Annotated in this window: 21 protein-coding genes and 7 pseudogenes; 19 read left to right on the top strand and 9 right to left on the bottom strand. The window is 35.7% G+C overall.

Features of this window, described 5'->3' with window-relative positions; genetic code table 11:
• The first annotated feature begins 266 nt into the window (after nucleotides 1–266).
• From xthA to L3081_RS12850, 3 genes are read left to right on the top strand one after another with little or no spacing between them, the layout of a single operon-like run.
• Entirely contained in the window at nucleotides 267–1,076 is an 810-nt protein-coding gene (gene xthA / locus L3081_RS12860; RefSeq protein WP_242286571.1) for an exodeoxyribonuclease III, read from the top strand.
• Between the two features lie 15 nt (nucleotides 1,077–1,091).
• Nucleotides 1,092–1,463 (top strand): putative RNA methyltransferase, encoded by a 372-nt coding sequence (locus L3081_RS12855; RefSeq protein WP_242286570.1) that lies wholly within the window; start codon nucleotides 1,092–1,094, stop codon nucleotides 1,461–1,463.
• Nucleotides 1,373–1,903, top strand: a complete 531-nt coding sequence (locus tag L3081_RS12850) for a methyltransferase domain-containing protein (RefSeq protein WP_242286569.1) — start codon at nucleotides 1,373–1,375, stop codon at nucleotides 1,901–1,903. The genes L3081_RS12855 and L3081_RS12850 overlap by 91 nt, the downstream gene beginning before the upstream one ends.
• 86 nt (nucleotides 1,904–1,989) lie before the next feature.
• Here the strand turns inward: L3081_RS12850 and yfbV are convergent, their stop codons facing one another.
• On the bottom strand, nucleotides 1,990–2,457 hold the full coding sequence (gene yfbV, locus L3081_RS12845) for a terminus macrodomain insulation protein YfbV (protein WP_242286568.1): 468 nt from the start codon (nucleotides 2,455–2,457) through the stop codon (nucleotides 1,990–1,992).
• A 266-nt stretch (nucleotides 2,458–2,723) separates the two neighbouring features.
• Between yfbV and L3081_RS12840 the strand changes: the two genes are divergently transcribed.
• The 7 genes and pseudogenes from L3081_RS12840 (at nucleotide 2,724) to L3081_RS12815 (ending at nucleotide 9,195) form a co-directional block, all read left to right on the top strand.
• Nucleotides 2,724–3,962: an acetate kinase gene (locus L3081_RS12840; RefSeq protein WP_242287036.1), complete on the top strand. Its 1,239-nt coding sequence runs from the start codon at nucleotides 2,724–2,726 to the stop codon at nucleotides 3,960–3,962.
• Nucleotides 3,963–4,031: 69 nt separating this feature from the next.
• Nucleotides 4,032–6,195, top strand: a pseudogene (gene pta, locus L3081_RS12835) (phosphate acetyltransferase).
• Nucleotides 6,196–6,598: 403 nt separating this feature from the next.
• Nucleotides 6,599–6,988 carry a Spx/MgsR family RNA polymerase-binding regulatory protein gene (locus tag L3081_RS12830; protein ID WP_242286567.1) on the top strand — a complete coding sequence of 130 codons (390 nt, stop codon included), beginning with the start codon at nucleotides 6,599–6,601 and terminating at the stop codon, nucleotides 6,986–6,988.
• 66 nt (nucleotides 6,989–7,054) lie between these two features.
• Nucleotides 7,055–8,238: pseudogene (dapE, locus tag L3081_RS12825) on the top strand (succinyl-diaminopimelate desuccinylase).
• A 47-nt stretch (nucleotides 8,239–8,285) separates the two neighbouring features.
• Complete coding sequence (locus L3081_RS26955) at nucleotides 8,286–8,723, top strand: M15 family metallopeptidase (protein WP_274620524.1); 438 nt, start codon at nucleotides 8,286–8,288, stop codon at nucleotides 8,721–8,723.
• On the top strand, nucleotides 8,674–8,958 hold the full coding sequence (locus L3081_RS26950; RefSeq protein WP_274620523.1) for a M15 family metallopeptidase domain-containing protein: 285 nt from the start codon (nucleotides 8,674–8,676) through the stop codon (nucleotides 8,956–8,958). The genes L3081_RS26955 and L3081_RS26950 overlap by 50 nt, the downstream gene beginning before the upstream one ends.
• Nucleotides 8,959–9,003: 45 nt before the next feature.
• Nucleotides 9,004–9,195 carry a DUF2897 family protein gene (locus tag L3081_RS12815; protein WP_242286566.1) on the top strand — a complete coding sequence of 64 codons (192 nt, stop codon included), beginning with the start codon at nucleotides 9,004–9,006 and terminating at the stop codon, nucleotides 9,193–9,195.
• Between the two features lie 188 nt (nucleotides 9,196–9,383).
• Here L3081_RS12815 and bamC read toward each other — a convergent pair whose 3' ends face one another.
• Nucleotides 9,384–10,505, bottom strand: coding sequence for an outer membrane protein assembly factor BamC (bamC, locus tag L3081_RS12810; protein WP_242286565.1), 1,122 nt, complete (start codon nucleotides 10,503–10,505; stop codon nucleotides 9,384–9,386).
• A 232-nt stretch (nucleotides 10,506–10,737) separates the two neighbouring features.
• Between bamC and L3081_RS12805 the strand changes: the two genes are divergently transcribed.
• Both L3081_RS12805 and bcp read left to right on the top strand, forming a co-directional pair.
• On the top strand, nucleotides 10,738–11,265 hold the full coding sequence (locus L3081_RS12805) for a glycine cleavage system transcriptional repressor (protein WP_242286564.1): 528 nt from the start codon (nucleotides 10,738–10,740) through the stop codon (nucleotides 11,263–11,265).
• A gap of 57 nt (nucleotides 11,266–11,322) precedes the next feature.
• On the top strand, nucleotides 11,323–11,799 hold the full coding sequence (gene bcp / locus L3081_RS12800) for a thioredoxin-dependent thiol peroxidase (protein ID WP_242286563.1): 477 nt from the start codon (nucleotides 11,323–11,325) through the stop codon (nucleotides 11,797–11,799).
• A gap of 186 nt (nucleotides 11,800–11,985) precedes the next feature.
• On the opposite strand, the pseudogene L3081_RS12795 reads toward bcp, so the two are convergent.
• Nucleotides 11,986–13,055 (bottom strand): annotated as a pseudogene (locus L3081_RS12795) (AI-2E family transporter).
• A gap of 17 nt (nucleotides 13,056–13,072) precedes the next feature.
• Complete coding sequence (locus L3081_RS12790) at nucleotides 13,073–13,309, bottom strand: sulfurtransferase TusA family protein (RefSeq protein WP_242286562.1); 237 nt, start codon at nucleotides 13,307–13,309, stop codon at nucleotides 13,073–13,075.
• Nucleotides 13,310–13,624: 315 nt separating this feature from the next.
• Between L3081_RS12790 and bepA the strand changes: the two genes are divergently transcribed.
• The 3 genes from bepA (at nucleotide 13,625) to L3081_RS12775 (ending at nucleotide 15,954) form a co-directional block, all read left to right on the top strand.
• Complete coding sequence (gene bepA, locus L3081_RS12785; RefSeq protein ID WP_242286561.1) at nucleotides 13,625–15,091, top strand: beta-barrel assembly-enhancing protease; 1,467 nt, start codon at nucleotides 13,625–13,627, stop codon at nucleotides 15,089–15,091.
• Nucleotides 15,092–15,181: 90 nt separating this feature from the next.
• Nucleotides 15,182–15,523 (top strand): arsenate reductase (glutaredoxin), encoded by a 342-nt coding sequence (gene arsC / locus L3081_RS12780; protein WP_242286560.1) that lies wholly within the window; start codon nucleotides 15,182–15,184, stop codon nucleotides 15,521–15,523.
• A 35-nt stretch (nucleotides 15,524–15,558) separates the two neighbouring features.
• Entirely contained in the window at nucleotides 15,559–15,954 is a 396-nt protein-coding gene (locus tag L3081_RS12775; RefSeq protein ID WP_242286559.1) for a DUF2069 domain-containing protein, read from the top strand.
• Between the two features lie 46 nt (nucleotides 15,955–16,000).
• Here L3081_RS12775 and L3081_RS12770 read toward each other — a convergent pair whose 3' ends face one another.
• From L3081_RS12770 to L3081_RS12760, 3 genes are read right to left on the bottom strand one after another with little or no spacing between them, the layout of a single operon-like run.
• A complete protein-coding gene (locus L3081_RS12770; protein ID WP_242287035.1) occupies nucleotides 16,001–16,630 on the bottom strand; it encodes a fumarylacetoacetate hydrolase family protein in 630 nt (209 codons plus the stop codon).
• A 17-nt stretch (nucleotides 16,631–16,647) separates the two neighbouring features.
• Entirely contained in the window at nucleotides 16,648–17,367 is a 720-nt protein-coding gene (hda, locus tag L3081_RS12765; protein WP_242286558.1) for a DnaA regulatory inactivator Hda, read from the bottom strand.
• The gene (locus L3081_RS12760) at nucleotides 17,367–18,575 is read right to left on the bottom strand and encodes a DUF2066 domain-containing protein (protein ID WP_242286557.1); all 1,209 of its coding nucleotides are present in this window, start codon (nucleotides 18,573–18,575) and stop codon (nucleotides 17,367–17,369) included. Before L3081_RS12760 ends, hda begins: the two co-directional genes overlap by 1 nt.
• Nucleotides 18,576–18,766: 191 nt before the next feature.
• On the opposite strand from L3081_RS12760, the pseudogene purM reads away from it, so the two are divergent.
• The 3 genes and pseudogenes from purM to L3081_RS12745 all read left to right on the top strand — a co-directional run bounded on the left by purM (nucleotide 18,767) and on the right by L3081_RS12745 (nucleotide 21,326).
• A pseudogene (gene purM / locus L3081_RS12755) lies at nucleotides 18,767–19,806 on the top strand (phosphoribosylformylglycinamidine cyclo-ligase).
• Nucleotides 19,807–19,847: 41 nt separating this feature from the next.
• Nucleotides 19,848–20,501, top strand: a complete 654-nt coding sequence (gene purN / locus L3081_RS12750) for a phosphoribosylglycinamide formyltransferase (protein ID WP_242286556.1) — start codon at nucleotides 19,848–19,850, stop codon at nucleotides 20,499–20,501.
• A 147-nt stretch (nucleotides 20,502–20,648) separates the two neighbouring features.
• Nucleotides 20,649–21,326, top strand: coding sequence for a DUF3108 domain-containing protein (locus tag L3081_RS12745; protein ID WP_242286555.1), 678 nt, complete (start codon nucleotides 20,649–20,651; stop codon nucleotides 21,324–21,326).
• Between the two features lie 81 nt (nucleotides 21,327–21,407).
• Here the strand turns inward: L3081_RS12745 and L3081_RS12740 are convergent.
• Both L3081_RS12740 and L3081_RS12735 read right to left on the bottom strand, forming a co-directional pair.
• Nucleotides 21,408–23,026 (bottom strand): annotated as a pseudogene (locus tag L3081_RS12740) (DUF885 domain-containing protein).
• Between the two features lie 315 nt (nucleotides 23,027–23,341).
• A pseudogene (locus L3081_RS12735) lies at nucleotides 23,342–24,119 on the bottom strand (class II glutamine amidotransferase).
• Nucleotides 24,120–24,284: 165 nt separating this feature from the next.
• On the opposite strand from L3081_RS12735, the pseudogene fadE reads away from it, so the two are divergent.
• Nucleotides 24,285–26,701, top strand: a pseudogene (gene fadE, locus L3081_RS12730) (acyl-CoA dehydrogenase FadE).
• Nucleotides 26,702–26,792 lie beyond the last annotated feature (91 nt).

Below are 26,792 nucleotides of genomic sequence, written 5' to 3'. Positions count from 1 at the left end.
CTTTAATATAAATAGCAAATTATATGAATTTAATTTGCTATTTATATTGTTTATTTGCGTGCACATACCAAATAACAAAACATCCAAATGACAAAAAATTAAATTTATTTGTTTGTTTCTTTAATAAGCTCTCACTTTATTTACATTGAAATAAGTCAGTATTATTATCAAAAAAATGACAATTAGCCCCGAGTTAAAGAGAATAACGCAAGTTTTTTAAATGGGTTTCTGGTAGCATATTCAACAAATTTTTTTGAGCTTTATTTATGAAAATTATCTCTTTCAACATTAATGGCCTTCGCGCTCGCCTCCATCAATTACAAGCAATTATTGATAAACATCAACCTGATATTATTGGTTTACAAGAAATTAAAGTCCATGATGAAGTGTTTCCACTTGAAGCAGTTGAAGCCATGGGTTATCACGTTTATTTTCATGGTCAAAAGGCTCATTACGGCGTTGCTATGTTATGTAAAAAAGAAGCCATAAAAGTTCAAAAAGGCTTTCCTACTGATAATGACGATGCTCAGCGTCGCATGATTATGGTAGAAACCATAAACGACCAAGGCGAAAAGATCACCGTGTTAAATGGTTATTTTCCTCAAGGAGAGAACATTAGCCATGAAACAAAATATCCGTACAAAAGACAATTTTATAAAGATTTAATGACTTACTTAAATGAGCATCACACTAAAGACGAAAATATTGTTGTTATGGGTGATATTAATATTTCACCACTGGATTTAGATATTGGTATTGGTGAAGTAAACCGCAAACGTTGGCTAAAAACGGGTAAGTGTTCATTTCAATTGGAAGAGCGTGAATGGTTAACCACCTTAATGGATTGGGGATTTACTGATACTTTCAGACAACTTCATCCCGATCTAAGTGAAAAATATTCATGGTTTGACTACCGTTCACGTGGTTTCGATGATAATCGTGGTTTACGTATTGACGTCATTTTAGCAACACAAAGCCTAAGTACACATTGTATAGAATCAGACATAGATTACGAATTACGTGGCATAGAAAAGCCATCTGATCACGCACCTATTTGGTCAACTTTCAAAAATTAGATCAACAGGTCACGCATGTCTGAATTAGAAAACTACCTTTGTCCCCTTTGTCAGCAAGCTTTGATTTTGAATGACAATACTTACCGTTGTATTAATAATCATAGCTTTGATCGGGCTAAACAAGGTTATGTTAATTTACTCCCTGTGCAGTTTAAACATTCAAAAGCACCGGGCGATAATAAAGACATGGTCAATGCTAGACGTGCGTTTCTTGATAAAGGTTTTTACCAACCATTGGTTGATAAAATGTTTGGAGCTATACCAACAATATGGCAATTCAAACGCGCCAGTATTAGATGTCAGGTTGTGGTGAAGGTTTTTATACACATCAATATAAAACAAGTACAAATAAAGTATATGGTGTCGATATTGCCAAAGAAACAATAAAGATTGCTGCTAAACGATATCAACAATGTCATTTTAGTGTCGGGACTTTATCTAAATTAAGTTTTGCAGATAGTTACTTTGGTTGGATAGTTTCTGTTTATGCGCCAATTTTAGAAACTGAATTCACGCGATTACTGGCAAAAGATGGTTTTCTTTTAACGGTAACGCCACTCGAGCAACACTTATTTGAATTAAAGACGCTTATATATAAACAAGCTAACGAGCATGATACCAGTAAAAAACCAATAGAAAAATTAACACTCGTTGAAGAAAAAAGATTAACCTATCATATGCATTTTAACGGAAGTGATGACGTGCTAAATTTACTTGCTATGACACCTTTCGCCTTTAAAGCATCACAAGCACTCATTAAACAAATTAGTTCCATGACAACTTTTACTTGTCAGGCAGATTTTGTTCTGCGTTTATATCAAAAATAACACTAACAACAGTGGTTAAACACTATATTGTTTAACCACTACATTGTTTAACCACTACATTGTTTAACCACTACAATTAAATATTATTAATTTCGAGAAGAGAAAGTAAGCTGTAACAATTGAGCTAAATCAATGTATTTAGGTTTAGAAACGGTTAACTCTGTTAGTTTATTAACGCTACCTTGCTCTTTCGCTTTTTCTAACCCGTTGCGATACCACGAAGCTAGTGAAGGAGGTAAAAACTTATCCGCTTTTACGCCCAAAATAACCAAAGCTTGAACAGGAATTGACAACAAAAACACACCATATACTAAGGCTTGAGGTAACGCATTTAAGGCATTATTTATTTTACCTGTACCGGTAAAAAAACCTGTCGCAAAATAAAGTTGCATCACCACAGTAAATAACGCTAAAGCAGGAAAATAACGACACACAAAACGAGCGCTTTGCACAGCACGATAGTCGGCAAAGTACCTAGCTAATTCAGCTTTTTCTGGCCAAAGTTTACAATACCTTTGGCCTAGCTTGATAAGTTCAACAACAGATAAGTTCATAAGATAACTATAGCATTAAAGCATAACTTGGAAAAGTGACTCTAAAAAGTAATACATATTTAATATAAATTTTGCCTTGTATCAACTATTTTTATTCTCTAACCGTTATAATACCAATCTCACTAACTATGTGATCATTTCAACGTATAAAATAAATCACCTAATTAATGAAACTGGTATAATAGTCATACGTACACTGTTTTGCTTCACTATTTTAAGGTCATATGTAAAGAATGATGAATTCCTCTAACGTATCTAACACGCTCATAAATAACCCCGCCATTCTAGTGATTAACTGCGGCAGCTCTTCAGTAAAATTTTCAGTAATACAACCTGAATCAGAAACCACCTTATTATCAGGATTAGCTGAATGCTTAACAACAGAAGATGCAAGTATTAAAATAAAATACCATGCTAATAGCGAGGGAATATCAACTAAAACAAAAGCGTTAGCCGCTCCCTATGATCACCAAGAAGCCTTAAATAACCTAGTAAAACAACTTAATATTTTAAACCTTGTTCAAAATATCTGTGCTGTCGGACACCGTGTTGTGCATGGGGGTGAACTATACTCACAACCAACCTTAATCAATGAAGATGTTAAAAGCACTATTGAGAATCTTGCTAAGCTTGCACCACTGCATAACCCGACCAATTTAATAGGTATCAATGCTTGTGAAAAGGCGTTTGCTTCGTTACCTCAAATTGCCGTATTTGATACAGCGTTTCATCAAACTATGCCTGAAAAAGCCTATTTATATGGCATTCCATTTGAACTGTATAATCAACATAGCATTAGACGCTATGGTTTTCATGGAACTAGTCATTACTTTGTAGCAAACCAAGTAGCAAAATTACTAAACAAACCATTAGCTAGCTGTAATTTAATTAGCGCGCATTTAGGTAATGGATGCAGTGTGACGGTGATCAAGAATGGTGAAAGTGTTGATACCAGTATGGGCATGACGCCACTAGAAGGCGTAATGATGGGCACCCGATGCGGCGATATTGACGCGGGCATTATTTTCCATCTAGTGGAGCGACTTGGTTATACACTTGAGCAAGTGGATACATTATTGAATAAAAAAAGTGGTTTGTTAGGTATATCACAATTGAGTAATGACTGTAGAACATTAGAAACAACCATGTTAGAAGGCAAAAACAATGACTCTGCGCTAGCGAAATTAGCGCTCGACGTATTTTGTTATCGTATCGCTAAGAGCATAGCTTCTTTTAGTGCGAGTTTAACTGAATTAGATGGCTTAATTTTTACAGGTGGTATAGGTGAAAATTCATCCTGGGTTAGACAACAAATTATCGCGCAACTGAGTTTGTTAAATTTTAAAATTTGCGACGTAAGCAACCTAGCAACTCGTTTTGGTGCTAGTGGTAATATCGCAGCAGAATCATCAAGGCCTTCTTCTCTCTCTCTCTCTCTTTTTTGGGTAATTGCAACTAACGAAGAGTTAGTGATTGCACAGCAATCAGCATTGCTACTTAGTTAAACAGAACACCTAACAAAGCATAAATTAACGCTGATATAGCCACTATAGACAAAATTCAAGAGACGTAACATGTCAAAAAACAATCAAACAACAAATATCAATACAACACAAAACCAATCACACAGAATTATGTTAATTCCGGTTGGCTCAGGGGTTGGTTTAACTAGTGTGGCGTTAGGCTTATTGCACACTTGTGAACAAAAAGGCATTAAAGTAGGTCATTTTAAACCGATTAGCCAACCGTCAAGAAACTCATTAGCCAAAAAAAATAAAACGATTGAAGCAATCAGCCTTTCTCAAAACAGTCGTTGTATTTCGTTAAACTACTTTGAAGAGAAAATGGCGAAAGGCGAACATGGTATTGTGTTAGAGGATATTGTTGCAAATTTTGATGATTTTAATAAAGACCAAGATGTTGTCATTATTGAAGGGCTTATACCAACAACTCGACAACCTTATCTTTGGTAGAATCAATAGGGATGTAGCCAGAACACTCTGTGCAGATATTGTATTGGTTGCAGCCCCAGGAAATGATTCAGCTAAAGAGTTTGAAGAAAGACTAGAAGTCAGTGCTGAAACTTATGGCGGTACTAAAAACAAACATTTACTCGGTTGTATAGTGAATAAGCTCAATTCACCTGATCAAGATGAATTTGGCTTATTGCCTTATGAAGAAAATATAGATACAGATTTTGATATTACCCTTTGGCGAGAGTTACCTATTTTCAAAAACAAAGGCTTTAATTTATTAGGTGCCATTACGTGGGAAATGGATCTTGTTGCCCCACGCATTAAAGATATTAGTAATTATCTCGATGCAAAAATCATTAATCAAGGTGAAATGGAACACAGACGTTTCCGTAGCGTCGCTTTTTGCGCTCGTAGTGTTAGTAATTTAGTGAGTTATTTGGTACCTGGCCGCTTAATTGTAACCCCTGGAGATCGTACCGATATAATCATTGCCACTTGTTTATCTGCATTAAACGGAACTAAACTCGGTGCCTTAGTACTAACAAATGGCTACGAACCTTCGAAACAAGTATGGGAACTTTGCCAACAAGCACTTGATTCTGGCTTACCTGTATTATCAGTACCTTCGGATACATGGCAAACCTCTCGTCATATTATGAATTTTAACCCTGAAATTCCGCAAGACGACCTTCAACGCCATGAAAAAGTAAAACAGCATGTTGCTGATAATTTATCCAAAGATTGGATCACGCAGCTTTCTTCGAAAGTTGAGTCAAATTACTTGTTATCTCCACCGGCGTTCAGACATAAATTAACTGAACTTGCCCGTCAGGCGAATAAACTGATTGTTTTACCTGAAGGTACTGATATACGCACTATTAAAGCCGCAGCTATTTGTTGTGAGCGCAATATCGCACGTTGTCAGCTCATTGGTAATAAAGAGGAAATATTACGTATTGCTGAGCACCAAGGTATAAATTTACCTGATGGTTTATTGATAACGGACCCGGAGAATATTCGTGATAATTATATCAACCCATTGGTGGAATTACGTAAAAATAAAGGGGTAACTGAAGTAATTGCTAATGAATTACTTCAAGATAATGTAATGCTTGCAACCATGATGCTAAAACTTGGTCAAGTAGACGGTTTAGTTTCTGGCGCTGTTAACACAACAGCCAATACAATAAGACCGGCACTGCAATTAATAAAAACGGCACCCGGTTGTTCGTTGGTGTCTTCTATCTTCTTCATGTTACTACCCGATCAAGTACTTGTTTATGGTGATTGTGCCATTAATCCTGAACCAAATGCAGAACAACTTGCCGATATAGCAATACAATCTGCTGATTCAGCTGCAGCATTTGGCATACCACCACGGGTTGCCATGATCAGTTACAGTACAGGTAGCTCAGGTTATGGTGCAGACGTTGAAAAAGTGACCGAAGCAACTAAGATAGCGCAAGAGAAAAGACCTGATCTTATTATTGATGGGCCACTGCAATATGATGCAGCCATCATGGAAAATGTTGCTAAGAAAAAAGCGCCAAACAGCCCTGTGGCAGGTAAAGCAACGGTTTTTATTTTTCCAGACCTTAATACTGGCAACACTACCTATAAAGCCGTGCAACGTTCTGCTGATTTAGTCAGTATTGGCCCTATGTTACAAGGTATGAACAAACCCGTGAATGATCTATCACGGGGTGCTTTAGTAGATGATATTGTTTACACCATCGCACTTACTGCCATTCAAGCAATGTAGTACTACAATAAAATTGATATTAAATAGAAGAGACAAAAAACAAACTAACAACATATTTTATTTAAAATCAACAAGTTAACTTTTAACACAAAGATTACACACAGAGATGTCCACAGCTTTTGTGGATACTCTGTTACACTGATAAACTGCTAAGCCTCTGCTAGAGTTAATGATAAAAAATAGTTATAGTAGTGACCTTCACTGCCGTTAACTTGGCTTTACCTGCAAATAAGTGGCTAATGAAAATTTACAGGACGTCGTCGTTACCCTTAAAGGAAGTAATTTCACGAGAATAATTTCATGAGAGTAAAAAAGCCTGTACGAAAGTAATGACGAAATAATCACAACCTAGTTATTCATCTTGTTGTGAATATGATTAAAATAAGGAAAACAAATAAATAATATGACTACAAATATCACTTTATACGGTATCAACAACTGCGATACTGTTAAAAAATCAATCAAATGGCTGATTGCTAATCAAATACCTTATGAATTTTATGATTTTAAAAAACAGCCATTAACTGAAGCATTACTAACACGTTTTGTTCAGTTAAACGATTGGGATACATTATTAAATAAACGCAGTACAACTTACCGAAACTTAAGTGATGATATAAAAAACAATCTAACGGTTGAAGTAGCTTTTGCTCAAGTAATGGCACAGCCTACTTTGTTAAAACGTCCTTTATTACTGATTCAGACGAGTAAGTTATCTGATGAAAACACTAAGGAAGAACAATTGTTTTTAGGATTTAAAGCTGAGATGTACCAACGTATTTTTCAAAAATAATTATCTAGCTTAACTTAACACTCCTATTAAATTTTCAATTTAATTACTTATATTTTAAGGGTACACATGTCAACGCAAACCAGTGATGTAATAAAACTCGCTATCGATTTAATTTCTCGTCCATCGGTTACTCCTGAAGATGCAGGTTGCCAACAATTAATGAAAGATCGACTTGAAAAATTAGGTTTTGTTAATGAAACGATGGTGTTTGAAGATACAATCAACTTATGGTCCAGACGTGATGGGAATGAAAGCAGCATTGATAATAATGCCCCTGTATTTTGTTTTTTGGTCATACTGATGTTGTACCGGCGGGTAACCTAGCACTTTGGCACACTCCCCCTTTTCAACCCACCATTATTGATGGTGTGCTTTATGGGCGTGGTGCTGCAGATATGAAAGGTAGCCTTGCTGCCATGATTGTTGCAACTGAGCGTTTCGTTACAGATCATCCAACTTACCACGGTGCTATTACTTATTTAATCACCAGTGATGAAGAAGGTCCTTTTATTAATGGTACAACACGTGTAATTGACACATTGGAAGCACGCAACGAAAAAATAACGTATTGTATTGTTGGTGAACCATCTAGCACAAATTCTGTCGGCGATATCATAAAAAATGGCCGTCGTGGTTCTATTTCTGCAGAGGTCGATATTAAAGGTAAGCAAGGACACGTAGCCTATCCAGATCATGTTATTAATCCAATTCATATGGCCATGCCTGCTTTAGCGGAGCTAAGTCAATTGCATTGGGATAATGGCAATGAATATTTTCCGGCCACCAGTTTTCAACTCTCTAATATTAATTCAGGTACAGGCGCAACTAACGTTGTTCCAGGCCATTTAACGGCATTATTTAACTTGCGTTATAGCACAGAGCTAACCGATCAAATAATTGTGGAACAAGTTGAAACAATATTGAATAAACATCAACTAGATTTCGATATTAAATGGACGTTCAATGGAAAACCATTTATTACTGAACTTGGCGACAAAACTGGTGATTTTCTAACATCGGTGACAAAAGCTGTTAGTAGTGTAACCGGTACTAATCCACAATTATCAACCTCGGGTGGAACCTCTGACGGACGATTTATTGCCCCAACCGGTGCAAAAGTGATTGAATTAGGCCCATGTAATGCCACCATTCATCAAGTAAATGAATCTGTTGTATGTCAGGATTTAGATAAACTTTGCGATATTTACTATGCTTGCTTACAACAGGTGCTATTACCAAATGAACAGTAAAAAAGCGGTAAATCATACTTTAACAGGTGATATACCGGCACAAATGCTTGGGCTTAACAGATCAGCATATTCATTATTTTGAACAAACAGGTCATCGTAAAAATTTAGGTATACATCAACTTATGCTTGATGATTTTCAATCACTGGTAACCAGTGCTGCTGAAGCAGATATTGAAATCAAAATTGCGAGTGGTTTTCGCTCATTTGAACGGCAACTTCTCATTTGGAATAATAAATTTAATGGTAAAACTGCTGTTAAAAATATGGCGGGAGATTCAGTCAATATTAGCCAACTTAATGAAATTGATATCATTAAAGCTATTTTACTTTTCTCAGCCCTGCCTGGTGCAAGTAGACATCATTGGGGCTGCGACATTGATATTTATGCTGAAAATTTATTAAACGGGGCGTCATTAACATTAGAGCCGTGGGAATATGCGAGTACCGGACCGATGGCAAGACTGTCAAGTCAAGTTAGCAGCTAATGCAACAAAGCATGGATTTTATTTTCCCTACGATGTGTTCCGAGGTGGTGTTGCCGCAGAGCCTTGGCATTTATCTTATGTGCCACTTGCTAAGCAATATCAATCACAATCGAATAATGAGTTACTTCAAACAATATTAGAAAAAACAGATATATCTGGAAAAACAACCATTATTGAAAATCTACCGACTATTTTTAAACAATACATAAATAACATTCAGACAATTGATTATTAAGATATATCCATCATATTTTAAATAACAAAGGCAATAGGATTAAACATGGATAACTGGATAGCTTATTTAATAATAGGCATCGCATTAGTTCTTATTATTGGAAATTTCAGTACTTTCCAAAAAAGTACTCATCACAAAATGCGTAAACAAAATTTAAATGACCGTGAAGAAACCTTACCCAGAACTCATCGTACTGATCATAAAATGCCAACGATTAAGAGTGACAATAAAGAATAGGTTATACCATTAATTATTAAACAACTCGTTATTAAAATAAATGCCTTGTATTTAGCAATTTTTTCTACGTATATTTTTTACGTATAGAACAGCTCACTTAATTAATGACACTGGTATTATTAACGTGTAAACAAAAAAAACGCTGAAAATTCAGCGTTTTTTATTTTTAAATTTCCTGCATATCAATTTTAATAAAGATTTCTAAACGATAATCCTTTTTCTACAATAGGGAAAATACGATCTAATACATCCATCGACAAAGGTACACCTTCTGAATCATACACAGTCACCGATGTTTTTTGATTTTTGTCATCCATTGGCGCAAGCACAAATTGATATTTAGCATCACTAACTTCAATTACAGGCTGATTATCACCCCAAATGCTGTCCCAAATACTCATTTCTGGTTTAACAAAATCTACGTAGTAAATTTTATTTGTTTCATTTAAGTCACTAATAGTAAAACCATGCTTCTCAAAGAAAATAGGCATATTTTCCCACAAATTGTCTAAACTCATTTCAACAATATAAGCGGGTTCAGTTGCTTTATTTTCACCAATAATAACGAGTTTTTGATTAGCACGCATCAAACGGTTTTCTCTTTGCTCTAATCGATATTGATAGTCAACCTGCGCCACAATTTCATTAAGCATATTCATTTCAGCACGTTGTTTATCGATAGGGTCTATCGTTTTACTGCCACCACGACTATCCGTTTTCATATAATCAATCAAAGAAACCTGTAATGACAAACTACGCCCATGTGGTTTAAGATAAAATTCATAACGAAACCGCATACTGGTAGAAAGTTCAAGATCTTTAAAAAGCCAACCTGTTTCAACTTCATGGTGATACCATTGAGATTCATACGTTTTATGTCTTGCTATAGATTTATCTTGAGTAGGTTCAGTTTTCTTAACTTCCTCATAATCAACGCCATCTGACTTCAATTGACTAAATAATGCGTTTTCAACAAAAACTAATAAGTCTCTCTTCTCTAATACTTTGTCAAACCAAATGATTGGATCACTTGTCTCTGTTAATATTCGAGAAGAAGCCGCAACAGGTAATACCAAGGATGGTGCCCTGATATCCATATTCTTTCCTATTGGACCATTATTATTAATTTTTTTGTTAATTAGGTACTCTTTCTGTACTGCAGGCTTGTCCAAATTTTCAGGTACAACAAACACTTTAGCTTCTTGTTTGTTTGCATAATCAAAATCTCCCTGTGCCCGCTTATTATCAACATTGCTACATGCCGACAATGTAAAAGTAATCACAGAAAAATAAAACAACTGACGATTCATTAAAACTCCTGAAAAACCCACGTTGGGTCAATAAAATAGTATTCTTTTGATGGTTTAAACCCTAAATGGTTCAATTGTCTCGATTAAAAACAACCTAAAAACAGCATCAATTTGTTAGCGCTCCATGGTACTTGCCTGTTTTTGCAAACACAAGCGTATTATTATCATTGGTGAAGGTTATTTTTATTTTTTAGATGCGTTATAATTCTTTTTTTATCGACAAGGTAAAACAATGTCTCAATATTTAGTACTTACCGCTATGGGCTCAGATAGAACTGGCTGTGTTAGTGAACTCACTAAGTTAGCCAGTGAATGTGACTGTAATATCTTAGATAGTAGAATGGCTATATTCGGGCAAGAATTCACTTTTATCATGCTATTAAATGGTGATAACCGTGCAATTAACAAGATTGAAGTAAGGCTACCTATGGTGGCTCATAATCTAGATTTAGTTACCATGATGAAACGAACGTCAGGTCATAAGTCTTACGATCTCGTAGAACATTATCAAGCAGACTATACAGGTACAGATCAACCCGGGATTTTAAAAGCAATGACTGCATTTTTTGCTACTCGGAAAATAGATATTTCTTCTTTAAGATCCAAAATAAACCCTCAAACGCATAATATGAGTGCCAGTATTTCTATTGCTGTAACACAAAAGATCAGTATTGATGAAATTGAAAATGATTTCTTACAACTTTGTGAGCAATTTGGCGTTCAAGGCTGTATTAAAGAAGCCCCTCATAATTTTATATAAAACCATGTATAAACACTTCATCCTATCAACCCTTACCAAGATTAAGAAAAGGCACCTATGAATACCTTAACTGTTGGCGATAAAGCGCCATTATTTATCCTAAAAGATGAAAACGAAAAAGACATTGCCCTTGCAGATTACATAGGCAAAAAACAAGTGTTAGTTTATTTTTATCCCAAAGCAATGACTCCCGGTTGCACGGTTCAAGCTCAAGGTTTACGTGATAGTAAAAGCCAATTGAATGATTTAAATACCGTGGTTTTTGGTATTTCACCCGATGAGCCAAAACGTTTAGCAAAATTTTGTGCCCGTGACGAATTAAACTTTACTTTACTATCTGACGTTGATCACAAAGTAGCTGATGATTTTGGTGTATGGGGATTAAAAAAATTCATGGGCAGAGAGTACGATGGTATCCACCGTTTAAGTTTTTTGATCGGACTTGATGGTAAAATTTCTCACGTATTTAATAAATTTAAAACGAAAGATCATCACCAAGTGGTGATAGACACGCTTAAAGAATTAGCCAAATAAATCTAATACCATCAATAATGCGTCCTCGTACTTCAGGTGACATTTCAACTGTATGACGTTTAAAAAGACCGAACATAGCTTGTACCTCGTATGAGTGGCGAGTTAGTAAGCAAGTAAAACACGAGGAAAATGGCAAACAGATTTTTTGCCATTTACTAATAAAAGATTATGTCAAATTATTGGGCATTATTGGGCGGGTTCATAATCTTCTTGGGTACAAGACCAAGCATTAATAACAGCTTTTACTAAAGTTGCTAAAGGAATCGCAAAAAATACCCCCCAAAAACCCCATAAACCTCCAAATAGTATGACCGCAATTATAATAGTGACTGGGTGAAGGTTTACAGCTTCTGAAAACAATAAAGGTACAATCACATTTCCATCGATCGCCTGAATAATACCGTACGCTAACATTACATAGCCTAGTTCATTACTTAAGCCCCATTGGAATAAAGCCACTAAAAATACAGGAATGGTAACCACAGTAGCGCCAACATAAGGCACTAACACAGACAAGCCAACTAACACCCCTAATAATACCGAGTAACGTAAGTCTAAAAAGATGAAAGCAATAGTTGTTGAAATGCCAACAATAAGTATTTCGATTACTTTACCGCGAATGTAATTCAAAATTTGTTGATTCATTTCTTTACCTACTTGAATGGCCATTCGTCTTTCTTTAGGTAAAAAACGGCTAAAATTTGCAAACAGATCTCGTTTATCTTTAAGGAAAAGAACACCATTAAAGGCACCAAAATTAAATAAACCAGTAAAGCGACAAGATCAAAAATTGAATTAAGTGATGCCGTTAAAGCTACTTGCCCCCATTCAAGCAGTTTATCTTTAATCGTTGAAATAAAGGTTTCAATTTGTGATGCTTGAAATATATCAGGGTATTGTGCAGGTAAAGTTAATAAGTACTTTTGCCCTTCTGAAACCATGTGAGGAACTTCTTGTAATAAATTACTACTTTGCTTCCAAATAATTGGCATTAAACCAAACATAGCAATCAAAGTCATGCCAACAAACGCTCCCACAACAATGATAGTTGCGCCCGTTCTGGATAACTTTAAATTAGTTAATTTATTTACAGGTAAATCAAGCAAGAATGCAATACACAAAGCAACAAGTACGGGCATCAACAATTGACTAAACAAAGCGATAAATAAAAATGAGCAGACTAAAATAACCGCAAGCGTTACCGCGTGAGGATCTGAAAACTTACGTGTATACCAGTCGCTGAACAGCTTAAACATATCTTTCCTTTTGTCTATTAAGAATAATTTACATTGTGTTTAGATAAAGTGATTTCAACAATATTATTATCAATAATACGTTGCTGATAGCGATAACCTAATTTAGCCAATAAATTAGGAATACTTTCTTTTGAGCCAATATCACTTATTTTTAAAACACAGACATCTTCTTTTTTCATTTTTTTCAAAATAATACGTAAATTAACCAACGGAAGTGGACACTTTTCATGACTAGCATCGTATTGAAAAATCATTAATTATTTCTTTTTTTAACAAAGTTATCTGCGACAATTATGTCGTTATCTTATATTAACTATACTGATATAAATAGTTAAATTAATCGCTAAGTTAGGCTGATTATAAAGAAATTTCAATTTTAACCGAATCTTTTAACCTAGCAGTGGTCAAAGTACATAAGATTATCTATTTTGATTAATATCTTATAACGATACATTGATATGTATCAAATCGTAAATATTCTATAATTAATCTTGAATATTTATCATCAGACTCTCATAACTTTACGCATATCAATCTCATAATAGAAATAGAAGTAATAGGATCATATATTGTTTAACAAAAAACCGCTGTTAATTAGCATTACCCTGACAATTATAATAGCTAAACTGTTTACTTTTGACGTTAAGGCCAGTGAACAAAATAATAAAAACAAACTTCCTGAAATTGGTATTTCAGGGTTTAGCGTACTTTCTTTAGATAAAGAACGCCAAATTGGTGAAGCTATGATGCGTCAACTTAGGGCGACTCAACCTATCATCCAAGATCCTGTTTTAACTGAATATATTAATCATTTAGGTAATCAGTTAGTTAAAAATGCTCAAGATGTTAATTATGCATTTGAATTTTTCTTAATAAACAACAATGAGTTAAATGCTTTTGCTTTTTTTGGTGGTCACGTTGGTATACACAGCGGTTTATTAACGACTGCAGAGAATGAAAGTGAGCTTGCTTCAGTCATTGCTCACGAAATATCGCATGTTACTCAACGCCATTTAGCACGTCGTTTAGAATCTCAAAGTAATTCGCAAGCATTAAATATGGCCGGATTGGTATCAGGTATTTTAATTGCTTTGGTTAATCCAACAGTTGGTATGGCTGCATTAAGTGCGTCAATGGCTGCATCTCAACAAGCCAGTATTAATTATACTCGAAGCAATGAAAAAGAAGCAGACAGAGTAGGAATTGCCTTATTAGCAAACAGCAACTTTGACCCGCAAGGTGCCCCCAGTTTTTTTGCTAAAATGTCAGAAAAGTATCGTTATGCTAGCAAACCACCGGCAATGCTATTAACTCATCCTTTACCAGAATCTCGCATTGCGGATGCAAGACAAAGAGCACATCAATTTCCTGTAAAGCAATTATCGCCAAATCTTAGTTTTGAATTAGCAAAAGCAAGAATAAAAGCGCGATACCAAAGTACACCATCAGACAATATTGCCAATTTCAAACAACAACTGCAAAAGCAAAGTTATAGTTTACCTGCAGCCGCAAATTATGGTTTAGCGCTCTCTTACTTTGAAAATAAAGACTTTAAACAAGCAAAAGATCTTTTAGAGTTTTTATTAAAGACTGATAAAAATAACTTATTTTATATTGATGCACTAACTGATGTTTACCTTGCTTTAAAGATGAATGATGCTGCATTAACCATGCTATCGGAATTAAGTTTGTTAATGCCAAACAATCAAGTTATCAGTCTTAATTATGGCAACGCGTTACTTGAATCAGGTGATTATGAACATGCGGCATCGGTCTTACAAGACTTTTTAATAATCAGCCCTGGTAACTATATAGCTTATGATCTTTTAACCACGGTTTATCGTAAACAAGGAAAAAAAGGGTTAATGCATATCACAAAAGCTGAAGTATATGCTTTATTAGGCGCATACAACAAAGCAGTAGATGAATTACAAACTAGTTATGACTTTGTGGAAGAACAACCATTGTTACAAAAGCGAATAAAAGCAAGAATATTGCAACTACAAGAACAAGAAAATAAACTCAAACGTTTATAACTCAACACATATTCTTTATAATACACCAATAAAAAATTTACTCACAAACTGTGCTAATTAATAGACTCAGTAAGAAGCAAGGGATCAACTATGTTAACCATTTACCACAACCCAAGATGTTCAAAAAGCCGAGAAACCCTTGAGTTGATTAAAACAAATTCCAATAAAGAAATTAATGTTATTGAGTACCTCAAAAATCCAATAAATCAAGAAACCATAGAAAAATTACTCACCTTATTAGCCTGTTCTCCTATTGAAATGATGCGTGTAAAAGAAACTGAATTTACAGAGCAAAACCTTAAGGGAGCAGATGACAAAACGTTAATTGCCGCCATGGCAGCAACACCCAAGCTAATTGAACGCCCTATTGTCACTGATGGCAAAAAAGCGGTTATTGGTAGACCTCCCCAAAATGCCTTAGCTTTATGCTAACTATTTCATGCTAACTATAGTGTTGTAAATACCCCATGACGACTCAAAGAATTTCTACCAATAATTTAAAAAAAATGGCCTTATTCGGTTATTTTTCTTTACTTATTTTTATGCCTTTATGGTTATTAGTATTGTCGCCTAGTGAAGGATTAAGCACACTAACTACGCTAATACTTTTTACCTTACCGCTACTTTTTCCTTTAAAAGGACTGTTACAAGGAAATCCCTTTACTTACGCTTGGTCTAATTTTATTGTGTTAATCTACTTTTTACACTCATTGACCACCTTATGGGTACTACCCGATGATCGACTTTGGGCAATTTTAGAACTTATCTTTGCGTCAACCATGTTTTTAGGCTGTAGTTACTATGCAAAATATAAAGGGCAAGAGTTGGGATTAAGTATTCGCAAGCCAAAAAAAGAAAAGTAGCAAATTTTTAAACTTGCTACTTTGATTATACATTGCTAAAAATAATTTAATTCGCTAACCAAGAGGCTGATGTCAGTGTTTTATCGCCTCTTGTTACTTTAGCCACAAATTCAGCCCCTTCAATTATTTGACCTACACCTTTTGGCGTGCCCGTCATAACAATATCACCATCTTCTAGGCTCATAAAACTTTTGAGTTGAGTCAAAATAACTTCAGGTTTGTACATCATTAACTCTACACCACCCGCTTGCGCTATTTTGCCGTCAATTTTTAGCTCTAAACTTAATTCATCATCAATTGTGTTAATTTCAACAAAGTCGCTGAACAAAGCCGCCCCATCAAAGCCTTTTGCTCGTTCCCAGGGTAATCCCTTTGTTTTCAATTTATTCTGTAATTCTCGTTTAGTTAGATCTAATCCAACTGCAACGGCAATAAAACGTCCCTTTTCATATACGAAACATAACTCAGCTTCATAATGCAAAGGTTCTTGATGGGTCGCATGTAACACTTCAGAGATAGCAGAATTAGGTTTTAAAAAGACAACCATTTCATCAGGTATCTCATTGCCTAATTCAGCAATATGATCAACGTAATTACGCCCAATACAAATGATTTTAGACGGGGTTATTTTTTTCCCCCAAAATTGACTGTTTTCATCGCATACTCTTTTGTTAATTTATGAAATAGAGGAGGTTAAGAAATATTTAACACATCTTTAATAAAAGGGATCGTAATTCTACGCTGCTCTCTGATTGACGCTTTATCTAAAATATCAAGAGACGTTATTAAATTTGACATGGTGCGAGATAATCGGTTAATTAAAAAATTTCCCGCTTCATCACTGAGCATTAACCCTCGTTTTAGTGCTCTAAATTGTAACACCATTACTTTTTCACTATCACTTAAGGGTTTAAGTTGTTCCGTTAACCCCCAACTCAAACGAGAAAGTAAATCGGGTAAGGTTAGCTTTAGCTGAGTAACACTTTGATCACCGCTAATCAGTAAATGATTATTTTGTTCGCAAACCCTATTATAAAGATCAAATATCGCTTGTTGCCAAATTTGATTGCCCGCAATGAGCTGAATATCGTCTAAACAGATAAAATCAATTTGTTCTAAGCCGTCTAACACTTCTACTGATAGTTTTAATAACTCAGCGCAAGATAAACACACTGAGGTTTTTCCAAGCTGTGAAGCATAGGCGCTGCTAGCATGCAGCAAATGTGATTTGCCAACACCGGTTAAGCCGAATAAATAAAAGCAACTTGGCTGACTAGATTGTTTTTTTGCAATATCTTCGACAAAAATGGAAAGTTGACTTACTACTGCACTATTTGTGTTACTTAAGTAGCTTTCAAAAACCTCATCGTCAGGTAACTGAACAGACAAAGCAAGCTGTGCTGTGTTGGTCATTATTTATCCCAATTAAAAACGGGGGCCAATGGCTCATCGTTTTCGTCTGCCGGCTCATTAAACTGGGCTAACGGATCGATAACTTGCGTAAGTTTTTTATTTAACTTCAGAGACGCGAGTAAAGCTTCTTGAGTGCCAAGCAGTTGTAATTTAAAACGTCTTTTACTTCCTTTAGCACTTACCAATATGACGGATTTGACCGACGATAACTCGTCCAGAAAATGAAAAACTTCTACATAAGTATTTAAAGAATCGATATTTTCCACGTCTATTATATAATCATTGTCACTGGTTGCTGATAATGCATAATACTGATAAATCAACTCAGTTATATCTGCCAACCCTTGCTGCAATAGTGCTTGTGGATCATTACCTTGATATTGTTGACTAAACTTTTGTTGCCCTTCAACTAAGCTCCAGTCTAATAGGCTCCAATCCAACACGTAATTAGATATTTTTGTTCTAGACTCTGTGCACAGTAAACCACAATTGTCTGACTCCGTTGTGCCATTATCATAATCTAACGCAACTAAACTTGAATCTGATATCCTTACTACAGCAATAGCTTCTGGAAGATAGCGGTTCGATGCATCTTTGATCGGTTGTTGAAAACGTCCCCAAATATCACTCAGTTTGATCTGATTAGCATCGGTTAAATCCATCAAGGGTAACATGATAGGTAAACCACGTTGTGATGAAAACTCACTAATCACTAACGGTAAATTCGAGGCTGACGTACTTGAAATAATATTACGTGTTAAACCGTGTTCATCAACTAACCAAAGTAATATTTTAGGTCGTAAACTCCCCCATAAAGCGAGGTTAGCCTCTTGAAATAAAGTATTGATCTTTTCTTGATTAAAACTAACCAACAAAAAGAGTAGTTTGTTACTTCCTTTTTCATCAACTATTTGAAGTGACTTTTGTTGATAGCGATATTGACTTAAATATGAATTATAATTACCTAATGCGTTTTTAATCACATCATTGTCTAAAACGTTTTTTTCACCGCCCACTTTAAGCAATACGGCTGCTAACGCTTTTTTTAATGCGCCTGCTCTATCCTTGCTACTTTGAGAATCAATAGCAATACTCGCTTGATACAGATCCTTTACTTCAACCGCTTTAATGGCAATAGAAGTTAAAAAGGCAACAATAACAAACAGTAAAAAAGTAAATTTTTTAAACATATGAAGAAAAATAAGCAATTTTGTGATCCTGATACTATCATAATCAATGCAATCATTACCGCCAAATAAAAATATTTATTTATTTGAGATAAAGATTTTGAGTATGTGTCCTTGCACTGGTAGAATACGCATCTTTTTAAACCTTAGATAAATGTAAATTTTACGCTTATCTAAGGTAACATTCTATCGATAATTTTTTGAGGTTTCTCGTGAGCGAACAAAAACAATCTTTAAGTTATAAGGATGCTTGGTGTTGATATAGATGCCGGTAATGCCCTTGTTGAAAACATTAAAGGTGCAGTAAAGCGCACTACCCGCCCTGAAGTTATGGGTGGATTAGGTGGTTTTGGTAGTGTTTGTCAATTACCAACAGGCTATAAAGAGCCAGTATTAGTTGCCGGCACTGACGGTGTAGGAACCAAATTACGTTTAGCTATTGATTTAGCAAAACATGACACCGTAGGCATTGATTTAGTGGCTATGTGCGTTAATGATTTAATTGTACAAGGTGCAGAACCTCTATTTTTCCTTGATTATTATGCAACAGCTAAACTTGACGTTGCCGTAGCATCATCGGTTGTAGAAGGAATTGCTGAAGGTTGTATTCAAGCAGGTTGTGCTTTGGTTGGTGGTGAAACAGCGGAAATGCCAGGCATGTATCATCAAGGCGATTATGACATTGCTTGTTTTTGTGTTGGTGTTGCAGAAAAATCAAGATTACTTGATGGCTCTAAAGTAGCGACAGGTGATCAATTAATTGCATTAGGTGCTTCTGGTCCACATTCAAATGGTTTTTCACTTATTCGTAAAGTGTTAGAAGTGAATAACACGGATACCAGTGAATTACTTAACGGTAAAGCAATTAGCGAACATTTACTTGAACCAACAAAAATTTATGTTAAATCAGTATTAGCTTTATTAAAAGATGTTGAAGTACATGCACTGTCTCACATTACTGGCGGTGGCTTTTGGGAAAATATCCCACGTGTTTTACCTGACACTGCACAAGCAGTTATTAATGGTGAAAGCCGAATGGCCTGAAATTTTCAATTGGCTAAAAGAAAACGGTAATATTACTGAACACGAAATGTATCGCACATTTAACTGTGGTGTGGGTATGATCATTGTCGTTCCTCAGGATAAAGTGCAGCAAAGTATAGATATATTAAGCGCACACGGCGAAAATGCATGGCACATTGGCGCTATTGCTGACAAAGCTGATGGCGAAGAACAGGTTGTTTTCTCTTAACTTGACGTCTTATCGTTCAATATCAATCAAAAGGAACAGCAATGTCTAGCCGGATAGTTGTGTTAATTTCAGGTAGCGGCACTAATTTACAGGCAATTATTGATGCCTGTAAATCGGTTGATTACCCAGGTTCTGTTGTGGGTGTCGTGTCAAATAAAAGTGATGCTTACGGTCTAACCCGCGCCAAAAATGCCAATATAACAACGATTGAACTTTCACATCATGATTTTGATAGTCGTGAAAATTATGATAATGCGCTGATTACAAAAATCGACCAATTACAACCTGATGTAATAGTGCTTGTTGGGTTTATGCGTATATTAACGCCTAATTTCGTACAACATTATCAAGGTAAGTTAGTCAATATTCATCCCTCATTATTACCTAAATACCAAGGTCTTAATACACATCAACGCGCTATTGATGCGGGCGATAAAGTTCATGGTGTAAGCGTACATTTTGTAACTGAAGAATTAGACGGCGGACCTGTTATTTTACAAGCCAAAGTGCCTGTATTTGACGGTGATACCAGTGATGATTTAGCTGCTCGCATACATGAGCAAGAACATAGAATTTACCCTCTAGTGGTAAAATGGCTTTGTCAGAAGCGACTTTCTATGGAAACAAAAGACCAAACTGAATATGCAATTTTAGACGGAAATACTTTACCAATTTCTGGATATGCGAACGACTAATAAGCTGTTAATATAAAGGTAACTAATGTTTGTTACCTTTATATATTTATAGGATTATTTGTGTTGAAAAAATCGCCCTTATTTTTTTATTCACCCTCTTATTACCCACTTGCTTTGCTAATGCTGAAATAGTGGAGCAAACTGGTAATGGAAAACAACCACTTCCGAACTTTTACCGCGCATTATAGTATTCTACATAAGTCAGATGTTGTAGGTACGGCAGTGAGACAATTGAGCTATCAAGAAGATGGTAGTATTAACTATCATTATGAAACACAAGTAGAATGGTTAATTTTTTCTCAAACGCGTAGCGAAACATCCATACTTTCCATTAATAATAACCAAGTAACCCCACAACATTATACCTACAACCGTGAAGGTGCCGGCAAAGATAAACATTATGAGTGGGCCTATCATGCTGAAGACAATACCGCACAGGATCTAGGCCGAAAGCGTAAAATAGCGCCATTAGATTTTTCTCATAACCTTCAGGATAAACTGAGTTATCACTTACAACACAGATTAAATTTAATTGCTGACGCTACACAGAAACAATATGTTTACTCTGTTGTTAATACCTCAGGCACTGTTTCTGATCATGTGTACCAATATGACACCGAAGAAGAATTAATTTTACCCTATGGCCTAGTTAAAACTATCCGTTTTAAACGTGAAGTGAAAGAAAAAGAACGTGTTACTTACGCATGGTTTGCGCCGGAGCTTAATTATTTATTAGTAAAACTCTATCAAGTAAAAGGTGGGAATAGCCAATTTGAAGCGCAGCTATCAAGCATTGAAATGAATGACGATGCAACTTTGAAATAATTCGCTCAATAAAACCTTATCAATAAAAAACCTAAAGTGATGACTTTAGGTTTTTTCATTTTATTTATCATGTATTATTTATTACTTATTATTAGCAATCCAGGTATTAACTCGACGCTCTAAAATAGACAGAGGCATAGCACCTCCCCCCAAAATAGTGTCATGAAATGCTTTAATATCAAATCTATCCGCAAGCTCTTTTTCAGCATGGGCACGTAATTCTAATATTTTCAACATACCTATTTTATAGGCAGTTGCTTGCCCTGGTATAACAATATAGCGTCTTACTTCTGATATAATCGCCTGAGGTGATACAGGTGTATTATCTTCAAAATATGCAATAGCTTCTGCTTCAGTCCATCCTTTAGAATGCAAGCCCGTATCTACCACTAGACGAACAGCTCGCCAGATTTCATTAACCAAACGACCAAAATCAGAAAAATCATTTTTATACCCTCCCATTTCTTTGGCTAATAATTCAGCATAAAGCCCCCAACCTTCCTGATAAGCAGTAAAGCTTGCTTGTGTTCTAAATTGAGGAATATCCGTTCGTTCTTGAGCAATCGAAATTTGCATATGATGCCCAGGATTACCTTCATGGTAGGCAACACCTTCCATTTCATTTTTAGGTAATGAGTTCATATCTGATAAATGGATATAATAGGTACCGGGTCTTGAACCGTTAGGCGCGCCAGGAAAATAATGTTGAGCTGCACCATCTTGCTCTCTAAATGCTTCCACTCGTTTAACAACAAGCTCAGCCTTAGGCAACATGCCGAAAAAATTTGGTAACTGCTTATTAATCTGCTCTAAGTAGACTTCAACATCGGTTATGTAGGTTTTTCGACCTTCATCAGTATTTGGATAGAAAAATTGAGATCCCGTTTTGACAAAGGTAAAAAAGGCTTGTAAATCCCCCTCAAAGCCGACTTTATTTTTAATAGCAACCATTTCTTTTGTTATGCGGGCAACTTCAGCTAAGCCAATTTCATGAATTTCATTCGCTGTTAGCGCTGTTGTCGTTGAGGCTTTAAGTTGAAAATTATAAAAATTCTCACCATTAGGTTGACTTCCTACACCTGTCGCTATTTTATCTGTATTAACAATATCTTTTTCAAACCAAGTAATAAGTGATTGATAAGTTGGCAAAAAGCGAGTATTTAATGCATCCTTAACTTGTGCTAGCAATTTTTCAGCTTTAGCTTGATCAATTTTTTTAGCATCAACCAAATTTGTTATTTTACGGTTAGCATCGGCCCATAAGGCAGAATCGCCCCCTTCACTAGTAAAAGGTGCACCGGTAATAAGCCCTTGTGCTTCTTCAATTACGCCTTCATAAGCAAATTTAGGAGGCCTAACCCCTTACTTGCATTAACCTGTGCTCTAACAAGTAAGTCGGCAATAGCTTGTGATATCCCAGAAATACGCGAGATATAATCAAGCATATCTTTTTCTTGATCAACTTTATGAAAATTAATTAAAAATTGCGCTGCAAAACCTTGAATACCTTGCATCTGAGTAAAAATATAAGCATTTTGATTATATTGCTGTCTTTCTTCGGCTTCGTTATATTGATGAACCCAAATATCATAAGATATTTTAGCTTCGTCATTCAGTTTATCGTAATCAAAGTTTGCTTTTAGCTCTTCTACACTCTGTTTCTGTAATGCAAGTTGTCTTTTTTCTTCTGCCTCAGTCATTATGTCAATTTTATCATAATGATCTTTACGACCGAGAAAAGTTAACATCATAGGACTGGCTTGCAATTGTTCTTCATATTTTTTAGCAAACCATTCATTGATACGTTCACTTTCAGTTTGAGTTACCGCAACCGTTTTAATAGAATTGTTTGATGAACCAACACTTTGATTGTTAGTGGTTGTATCAGGTTGGCAACCAGATAATATGACCGCTAGTGCAACAATGGAAAACTTTGTACGCATAATGAATCCCTTTTCTTAATTATATTTAAAACTAAAAGTAGCTTGCTTTATCCTAGACTACAATCAATACCTTTATTCACCACAACAAATAGACACGCCTAAGCGAAATAAATGCCAACTTCCTGGACTCATTTTGTGCCACGTTTCATCTTCAGTTAGTGGTTGAGTGGCGATCACAGTAACAATATCGTTAGCCGTTGTTTCTTTATGAAAATCAACTGCCATTTCAGCATCAATTAAACTAGCCTTACCAAATGGGGCACATCGTGTTATCCAATGTAAATTATTTGAGCAATAGGCAAATAAACATTCACCATCACTAATAATGATATTAGCTACACCTAACGCATCAATTTTATGGGTTAAGGTCGCAATAAATTTAAATAATACTTTTGATGTTGGTTCCTTAGCACCAAATTGGTAATGCAGTTGATCTAAAATCCAACAAAAGGCATGTTCACTATCTGTTGTACCTATTGGTAGATGAAACTTAATCGGTAAAGTTTCTTCGAAATCTTTGAGCTGACCATTATGAGCATAAGTCCAGTTTTTCCCCCACATTTGTCGAATAAATGGGTGAGTGTTCTCTAAACATACCCCCTGAGTTAGCTTGACGTATATGACAAACCACAGATTCACTTTTAATTGGATATTGGGTGACTAAATCTGCGATAGGCGAATGTGCACTTGGTTGAGGATCTTTAAAGCTACGACACCCTTTTCCTTCATAAAAGGTAATTCCCCATCCATCTTTGTGCGGACCAGTGTTACCCCCTCGCTGCATTAAACCACTAAAACTAAAACAAATATCGGTTGGTACATTAGCTGACATTGCTAACAGTTCACACATAACTAAACCTTTAATAAAACCTGAACGTCTAAAAACAATAACAATATATAAATATCCAAAACAAATGCTTGGTAATATTGCTATTTTACTCTATAAATAGAGTATACAACTAAACATAAAAATAGTTTCAGTTTCTTTATTTCTATTTAACAACAAGGATATTTTGTGGATACTTTTATCTGGATAATAGCAGCACTTTCACTCATTTGGTTTATGAGTTACTCAAGGGTTTCTTTATCAACATTTACGTTTGCCTTCATTGCCTTAATGGCTGTTGGTACTTTTTTTAATATTATAGGTTTTGTGTCTTGGTTACTCTTTGGCGTAATCGCTTTACCGCTAAATATAGATAGTATTCGACTACAATTTATCAGTATGCCGATATTGACATTATTCAAAAAAATAATGCCTCAAATGTCTGAAACTGAACAACAAGCCATAGACGCAGGAACAACTTGGTTTGAAGCTGAACTTTTTCGCGGAAACCCAAATTGGTCAAGACTCCATAGTTACCCTGTACCCCGCCTTAGTGCGCAAGAAAAAGCGTTTATGGAGGGGCCTGTCGAAGAAGTTTGTGCCATGGTTAGTGATTGGCAAACCACCCATGAATTAGCTGATTTATCTCCAGAAGTTTGGCAATTTTTAAAAGATAACAAATTTTTTGCCATGATCATAAAAAAACAATATGGCGGCCTCGACTTTTCAGCTTATGCACAGTCTAGAGTTTTACAAAAATTAACCGGTGTTAGCTCCGTGCTAGCAAGTACAGTAGGCGTTCCTAACTCTCTTGGCCCAGGTGAATTATTACAAGAATATGGCACAAAAGAACAACAAGACTATTACCTACCCCGTCTAGCTACTGGTGAAGAAATTCCTTGTTTCGCCTTAACAAGTCCAGAGGCAGGTTCTGATGCAGGCGCGATTCCTGATACGGGTGTTATTTGCCGACAAACTTTTGAAAATGAGGAAATATTAGGGATAAAATTAAATTGGGATAAACGTTATATAACCCTTGCTCCCGTAGCGACAGTGTTAGGTTTAGCCTTTAAACTTGAAGATCCTGATGGCTTATTGGGTGACGAGAAAGAGCTTGGTATTACCTGTGCATTAATTCCTACAGATATGGAAGGTATCACTATCGGTCGTCGACATTTTCCATTAAACATTCCTTTTCAAAATGGCCCTACTCAAGGTAAAGACGTTTTTGTTCCTTTAGATTACATCATTGGTGGTAAAGAAATGGTCGGCCATGGTCAAGTATGTTAGTTGAATGTTTATCCGTTGGAAGAGCAATAACATTACCTTCTAACAGTACTGGTGGTATCAAAACAGCGGCGTTAGCAACCGGAGCTTACAGCCGAATTCGTCGTCAATTCAAGTTACCGATAGGTAAAATGGAAGGCATTGAAGAACCATTAGCCCGTATTGGTGGTAATGCTTATTTAATGGATGCTGTTACAACATTATCAACTGGGGCGATTGATCAGGTGAAAAGCCCTCTGTTGTGTCAGCAATCTCTAAATATCACTTAACCGAAAAAATGCGCGCTTCTATTATTGATGCAATGGATATTCATGGCGGCAAAGGTATATGCATGGGACCTAGCAACTATCTAGCAAGAGGTTACCAAGGTGCACCTATCGCAATTACCGTTGAAGGGGCGAATATTCTAACCCGCAGCTTAATAATCTACGGCCAAGGGGCAATCCGTTGTCATCCTTATATATTGGCTGAATTAGAAGCGGCAAATGAAGAAAATTCAGATAAAGCATTAACTGACTTTGACCATGCATTATTTGGTCATATTGGTTTTAGTATTAGCAATATTAGTCGTAGCTTATGGTGTTCGTTTACTGGAGCACGTTTTTTACCTACTCCTTATAACGATCAAACGAAGCATTATTATCAACTACTTTCTCGCTTTAGTTCAAATCTAGCTATGTTAAGTGATATCGCTATGATAGTACTCGGCGCTGATTTAAAAGAAAAGAACGTATCTCTGCACGGTTAGGTGACGTACTCAGTCACCTATATCTTGCCAGTGCTTGCCTTAAACGATTTAATGATGAAGGTAGACAACAAGACGACTTACCATTATTACAATGGGCGGTGGAAGATTCACTATACAACATTCAAAAAGCGATTGATGAATTACTCAGTAACTTTCCTAATAAATGGGTTGCATACCTGTTGCGAGGAATAATATTTCCCTTCGGTACATGGTTAACAAAACCTTCAGATGATTTAGATCATCAAGTAGCTCAGTTATTACAAACACCCAGTGATGCAAGGAACCGATTAGGTAAATGGCAGTATTTAACAAGAGATGGTAAGAATGTTTTTGGTGTATTAGAACAAACCTTAGAAGATATTATTGCCTGTGAGCCAATATTTGCAAAAGTGTGCATTGCTCTAGATAAACAACTCCTTTTTATGACTTAGATAACGCGGCTGCACTTGGCTTAGCTGCTAATGCTATTACCGAAAGAGAGGCTGAGTTACTGATAAAAGCTGAGCATGGCAGAAAAGCAATTATTAGCGTTGATGATTTTGATAGTAGTGAACTATCCGTAACATCATAACAGTGTCGACCTAGCAATTAATTCATTTTAGGTAACATTTACATTAGGTAAGGTTAATAGGAAGTTAACAAAAACGCACAAGTGTTAGCTT

Origin of the sequence: Colwellia maritima (assembly GCF_022669015.1) — a bacterium.
Classification (GTDB): Bacteria; Pseudomonadota; Gammaproteobacteria; order Enterobacterales; family Alteromonadaceae; genus Colwellia; species Colwellia maritima.
Note: the sequence above shows the minus strand (reverse complement) of the source record. Positions and strands in the feature narration are given on the sequence as shown.